Source organism: Bacteroides caecigallinarum, from assembly GCF_021531075.1.
Taxonomy (GTDB): domain Bacteria; phylum Bacteroidota; class Bacteroidia; order Bacteroidales; family Bacteroidaceae; genus Phocaeicola; species Phocaeicola caecigallinarum_B.
In genome coordinates this window covers 1-6,090 of record NZ_JADYTJ010000086.1, presented here as the reverse complement: position 1 = coordinate 6,090, position 6,090 = coordinate 1, and the positions used below count along the sequence as shown (strand labels likewise).

The window sequence follows — 6,090 nt, the reverse complement described above, 5'->3', positions numbered from 1 at the left end:
AGGAGTTTGGACCGTGTCTCAGTTCCAATGTGGGGGACCTTCCTCTCAGAACCCCTATCCATCGTTGGCTAGGTGGGCCGTTACCCCGCCTACTACCTAATGGAACGCATCCCCATCGTTTACCGATAAATCTTTAATGGTATTATCATGCAATATTACCATACCATCAGGTATTAATCTTTCTTTCGAAAGGCTATCCCTGAGTAAACGGAAGGTTGGATACGCGTTACTCACCCGTGCGCCGGTCGCCATCAAACTTAGCAAGCTAAGTTCATGCTGCCCCTCGACTTGCATGTGTTAAGCCTGTAGCTAGCGTTCATCCTGAGCCAGGATCAAACTCTTCATTGTAAAATATTTTTATACATCCGCAAAGGATGTGTTATGTCTCTGTTCAGGATACCGTTTTTTTATTTCAATTGACGGTTTATCTTTTTTCATCACATCATATATATAATGTGACGCTTGTACTACATTCTGTTTGTTTATTTAAAATCTTTCAAAGAACTTACTTCCGTTTTGGAAGCGAAAGCGTTTGCAAAGGTAAGCGATTTATTTTTAACCACCAATTTTTTTCGAATATTTTTTCGAAAAAATTTCGAAGCCAAAAACCGAAGGAATATTTCTCGCTCCCTTGTATACTAACAAGGTAAGATACTCAAGAACCTTACAACAACTCTACTACCTTCTCAACATTTCAACTTAACCGCCTTCCCTCTCGAAAGCGGATGCAAAAGTACGCACTTTTTTCTTTCCTGCAATAATTTGCACAACTTTTTTTTCAAAGAATTATGCTGAAAAACATAACTTACTGTTAATCAATGAAAAATGAAACGAACTTTTTTACATAAGTGTTTCGAAGAAGCTAATGTAAAGATTTTTCACACATTATATATATTATATAAAGGTAACAATATATGAAAAATCTCATTAACCCAAGTTTGATAGTAAATTTATGCTTTTCTTTGCTACTCAGTCTTTTGCAATTTTCATTTGCTCCTCTGTGTACTACAAACTTTTTTCTATTTTGATTTTTCTGAATGGCATCTTCTTATATTTTAGTCGTTCATAAATATCTTTTACCGCTAAGGTTGGTTCACTACAGATTCTCATATGCACCTTTTCACCCAATGCGTTGATGGCTTCTGTAGTGACAGCCTTTTGGGTGGACATTATTCTTACTATTTCAGTCCAGTAATGTGTCATACCTGTTTGCTTTAGGCGGTAACGGATTGTGTTGACAACCCAATATGCGAGTAATCCCAAAAACAGATGAGCATCAGAGTGATCATCTTTCTGATGATATATCGGTCTAAGATTCAGGTCGGTCTTGAGCTGCCTGTTTGTACATTCGATTTCACGGGTAAGATTATAATAGTCCCAAGTTGTCTTTTCATCAAAATCAGCCACATTTGTTCTGAGAAAATATATCCCGCTGTCCCAGTCTACATTCTCAGGCACTGCTATGCGCCACTGAATGTCAACCATGTTCTTAGGTGTTTCAGTATGGTCTGGTATATAATCAATAACATAATATTTGGAGATAGACGGATATTTCTGTCTGGCTCTGCCTACACGTTCTATGACTTTTACATAACTTTTTGTTCCGTTCTTCTTTGTCAGGGAATCCTTTATCTTTTCCAGTTCTTCCTCGAAACGCTGCTTGAACTTGCGGTTCATTGAGGTTTCCTTGAGACCTTTGGCTGCCGAGTCAATCTCCAGATAATACTCACCGTTATCTTCATGCTTTACCTGTGTAAGTCTGATGGGCTGCTTCTTGCAGTCAAGCACGGTTACGGTTTTCGTCTCAGGATCCAGTTCATAGTCAGTAAGCCGTCTGCGACTTACACACAAGTAGTTGTATCCTTTCTCCTTTATCTTTTTCAGATTATCCTCAGTGGCTATACCTGCGTCAAGACAAACCAGGACCTTTTCTTTGGGGGTGCCAGGCATTCTTGTCTTTGAATTGAGTGTCTCCACCATATCAGGCAAGGAGTTCGGGTCTGCTGTATTACCTGCTAAAATGGAAGAATAGCGTATGAATCCCTCTTTATTTATGCATAAGGCAAGTACAAGAAGCTTACAGTCGGAGCGTTTCTCTTTAGAACGGCCGAACTGGGCTTTTCTACTGTTGTCCTTTCTACCTTCAAAGTAAAAGTTCGTCAAGTCAAATATGGCAATCCTGTTTGTGATGTTAAACAGGTCGTCCGTCTTCATGCAAAGATGCTTCTCGAGTTTATCCTTAAGTTCGTAGAGTGCAGGTGCTACCTTATATATGGACTGATAGCCCGGTCGCCAGTCCTGATTCCCACTGACCAGTTCACATACGGCAGAGTTTTCATCCATGATACGCATGGATTTAAGCTCGGAGGATGAATATATGGTACGGGTGATAAGGTGTGCCAACGCTGTATTTATCTTGGTTTCGCTCCAGCCTTCATTCCTTAGGAACTTCTCAAGCCCAATTCCCGTAAAGCTTGAAGGCACATCCACTCAGCGCCAATCTCACGTGCATCTGTATGTTCAATGGTATTGACGTCAACCAATCTTTCACATTTCTCACGTGACTCTTCAATAGTAGCCTTGACTGCGTCAACACTACCGTTCTTAACCATCAAATCCCAGTACTCCATGGTCTTACGCTGTACAAATTCATTATACTTGGAGAACGGATTGCCGAACAGGTCTATCTCTGCCTGATGCTCGTGAAGATAAGTCAGACATTTTCCAATATCTCTGATGTCCTCAGCACGGTACTCTTCTGTAATAAATCCTACATTCAGCATGACACGACTGCGAACGCGGCCACTCAAGTCGCGGAATGACTCCTTGATGCGGTAGTACCAGTCATCTTTTTGAGTCTTCGGGTTGGTATCTAAGCTGAGACATAAAATGCATAGTGGGACAAAGATACAACATTACAAAGACAGTTCTGTGTACTACATTTTAATTTTGAGAAATGCTAAAGCTGATAATCAATGGATTAGTGAAATTATACAGCTAAAAAATAACTAAAAATTTTTTTTGGCTATCAAACTTGGGTTAAATACCGTTTAAATACTGTTTAAACACTGTTTTATTGCATTAAAAAAACATATTAAACCATTTATAAAATGAAAACTTTCAATTCACGAATGTCGGAAAAGGCAAAAAGCTGCATTTGGATGTCAATGATGTATTCAGTCACCGCGATAGCTTTATGTTTAGTGTTGGTATTGTTATCAGAAAAAAACATAGACAACCTGGTAGCATTTATCGCTTGTTTCATTTTTATGGCACTCACATCATGCATACGCATATACAACACGGAATATAATATCACAGACGGGATACTCAATGTGAAAGATTTCAAATCAAAGTCAATCAAAATCGCGGAAATAAAAAAAATCACCTTATTGAAAGACAAAAAAAGATTTACCCTGAATATTCCATATGACACCATAGTAGAAGAAAAGAACGGAAAAAAAACATGTCTTGCACCAGAAAACAGAAATGAAATGGTCGGAATACTGAAGAATATAAATCCGGAAATCATTTTCGATTAGCAAAAATATAACCTTCACGGATAGACACAAACGGATAAAGAAACTCCAATATTGATGTACCTTTGAAGAAACATCAATATTGGAGTCTGCATAATATTTTTATTAAGAATCAAATAAAACGAACTATTTGATATATTGCAGCAGCCAATATGGCACTGACAGGAATGGTCAAAATCCAAGCAGTCATCAAACTTTTGGTCACTCCCCAACGTACCGCTGAAAGTCTTTTAGTAGCCCCGACGCCAATTATCGCTCCAGTGATTGTATGGGTCGTGCTTACAGGTATTTTCAAGAATTCCGTCAAATATAAAGTAAAGGCTCCTGCAGTTTCTGCGACAACACCTTCCAAAGGTGTCACTTTTGTAATGCGTGTACCCATTGTCTTTACAATTTTCCACCCTCCGGACATTGTACCCAAAGAAATAGCGGTAAAACAGGCAAAAGCCACCCAATCAGGCAAGTCATTAATGCTGTTTATTCCCATGCCAAGGCCTTCCGAATGAGCCGCAATTAAAGCAGCAGCAATGATACCCATGACTTTCTGGGAGTCGTTCAATCCATGACCTACACTGAACAAGGCAGAAGAAACAAGTTGTAATTTCTTAAACCATAATTCTGCCGTACTAGGATGCGCACGTCTGCATATGTACAACACCAACAAAGTAAAACCAAAGGCTATCACCATTCCGATAAAAGGAGCCAGAAAGATGAAAGCTACAATTTTCAAGATTATGCTCAATTGAATAGCCCCAAAACCATGCGCCATGATGGCAGCCCCTGCAAATCCACCAATAAGAGTATGGGACGAGGAGGAAGGAATGCCTTTCCACCACGTGAATAGATTCCATATTATGGCAGCAATGACACCGGACAATATTATAGGCAAAGTTATGAAATCCTCTACAACCGTTTTAGACACTGTATTGGCTATTCCGAAACCACCAATAATGTATTTGGCAATGAAGAAAGCCACAAAATTGAAAAACGCGGCCCATATTACAGCCTGAAAAGGAGTTAGAACTTTTGTTGAAACGATGGTAGCTATTGAATTGGCTGCATCATGGAAACCGTTGATATAGTCGAATATCAAAGCCAATACTATGATGATAACTAATAATTCCATGTATTTTCCCTGCCTTTATGCATATTTAACAATAAGATTTCTTAATATTTTCCCAACACGCTCGGCAGTATCTGTGGTTTTTTCCAATTCCTGCATTATTTCTTTGATTTTGATTAATTCCACGCAGTCCTTCTCTTCCTCAAACAATTTCTTTACGAACAACTCATATACGTCATCTGCCTGATTTTCAATATCATGTAATTTCTCGCAATACTCACGCAATGCGGCCGGTTTCTTACGGAACGTTTCAAGTTCATCCATCGCCTTTCCAATATAAATCGCTTCTTGCTGAAGCAACTTGCTCAGTTCCTTACCACTGTCAGAAATCGGATGGGGATTGTAAATAGTTATACGCTTCGCACAGCTATTTATACCGTCTATCACGTCATCTACCGTTGATGCCAAATCATGAATATCCTCACGGTCGAAAGGCGTTATGAATGTTTTTCCCAACTCATCAAAAATTTGATGAGTTTGTTTATCGCCTTCGCGCTCGACATCTTTGATACGTTTGTAATATTCACTACGTTTTTCCGGTGTATTATGTTCAAAACTTTCTACTAACAAGTTTGAAGAATAAATAAGAATCTCCGACAAATGTTTTAACATCGGAAAGAACTTGGGTTCCTGCGGCGCAAATCGGCTAAAAAAAGAATTTTTCATAAATATACACTGTATTTTAATTCCTGTTTGATTAATTAGTTTTTATAATTTATCTCTTTAATTTCAATTTGGTTCTTACTACTTCCACTATGGCAGGCAATATGGAAATAACAATGATTGCCACTATAAGAAGTTTCAAATTATTTTGTACAAAAGGCAGGTCTCCGAAAAAATATCCGGCATAGCAGAATAACGCAACCCATAAAGCACCACCTGCCACATTATATATCATGAAAAAATAATAATGCATTTTCCCCATTCCTGCCACAAACGGAGCAAAAGTACGAACGATTGGCACAAAACGTGCTATGATGATTGTCTTACCTCCATATTTTTTATAAAACTCGTGAGTCTTATCCAAATGTTCTTGTTTGAATATGCCAGAATTTTTCCTGCCAAACAACTTTTTTCCAAAAAAATGGCCTATAATATAATTGCAAGAATCACCAGAAATGGCAGCGACAAAAAGTACCAAAACCAAGATATTGATTTCAATCGGCACACCGGGAAGAGCGGCTATAGCACCTGAAACAAACAGTAATGAATCGCCGGGAAGGAATGGCGTAACGACCAAACCTGTTTCACAGAAAATAATTAAAAATAATATAATATACGTCCATGCATGGTATGTTTGGACTATTTCAATCAAATGTCGATCTATATTAAAGATAAAATCCAGTAAAAAATACATGTAAATAAATTGATATTAGCATATAAAAAAGAATTTAATTTTCATATTGCGGCAGGCAGGAACAATAATCC

Annotated in this window: 4 protein-coding genes, 1 rRNA gene and 1 pseudogene; 1 reads left to right on the top strand and 5 read right to left on the bottom strand. The window is 38.3% G+C overall.

The window, feature by feature from the left end; translation table 11 throughout:
• A 16S ribosomal RNA gene (locus I6E11_RS14010) occupies positions 1-348 on the bottom strand; the annotation flags it as partial.
• Positions 349-1,005: 657 nt separating this feature from the next.
• Positions 1,006-2,891: pseudogene (locus I6E11_RS14005) on the bottom strand (IS1634 family transposase).
• Between the two features lie 219 nt (positions 2,892-3,110).
• Between I6E11_RS14005 and I6E11_RS13995 the strand changes: the two are divergent.
• Positions 3,111-3,542, top strand: coding sequence for a hypothetical protein (locus tag I6E11_RS13995; RefSeq protein ID WP_204404448.1), 432 nt, complete (start codon positions 3,111-3,113; stop codon positions 3,540-3,542).
• Between the two features lie 109 nt (positions 3,543-3,651).
• Here the strand turns inward: I6E11_RS13995 and I6E11_RS13990 are convergent, their stop codons facing one another.
• From I6E11_RS13990 to I6E11_RS13980, 3 genes are read right to left on the bottom strand one after another with little or no spacing between them, the layout of a single operon-like run.
• Positions 3,652-4,665 (bottom strand): inorganic phosphate transporter, encoded by a 1,014-nt coding sequence (locus I6E11_RS13990; protein ID WP_154045107.1) that lies wholly within the window; start codon positions 4,663-4,665, stop codon positions 3,652-3,654.
• A gap of 15 nt (positions 4,666-4,680) precedes the next feature.
• Positions 4,681-5,328: a DUF47 domain-containing protein gene (locus I6E11_RS13985; RefSeq protein ID WP_154045106.1), complete on the bottom strand. Its 648-nt coding sequence runs from the start codon at positions 5,326-5,328 to the stop codon at positions 4,681-4,683.
• 49 nt (positions 5,329-5,377) lie between these two features.
• Positions 5,378-6,019, bottom strand: a complete 642-nt coding sequence (locus tag I6E11_RS13980) for a DedA family protein (protein WP_235338754.1) — start codon at positions 6,017-6,019, stop codon at positions 5,378-5,380.
• Between the last annotated feature and the right edge of the window lie 71 nt (positions 6,020-6,090).